The organism is Rhodoplanes roseus (assembly GCF_003258865.1).
In the GTDB taxonomy this organism is placed as follows: Bacteria; Pseudomonadota; Alphaproteobacteria; order Rhizobiales; family Xanthobacteraceae; genus Rhodoplanes; species Rhodoplanes roseus.
Window position 1 is genome coordinate 1 of record NZ_NPEX01000860.1, and the last position, 265, is coordinate 265.

Sequence of the window (265 nt, forward strand, 5' to 3'; positions counted from 1 at the left end):
GTCCTCTTCGGCCATTACCGCGGCGCCGGCGAAGCACAGCTGAAGCTCTCCGGAGAGATTTCGGGCAAGCCGGTTTCCTATGAGGCGCGCTTCACCTTCCCCGAGACGGCGAACCTCAACCCGGAGCTGGAGCGGCTTTGGGCCTTCGCCGAGATTGAGCGGGAACTTCGCAAGCTCGACCTCTTGGGCAGCGACGCCGACGTCAAGCAATCGGTCATCGACACCTCCAAGGAATACGGCATCCTCTCTCCCTTCACCTCCATGC

Annotated in this window: 1 protein-coding gene; it reads left to right on the plus strand. The window is 62.3% G+C overall.

Annotated elements, in window-relative coordinates; all coding sequences use genetic code 11:
* The coding region (locus tag CH341_RS34960) for a hypothetical protein (protein ID WP_210208738.1) at window positions 1–265 on the plus strand (265 nt) is incomplete at both ends.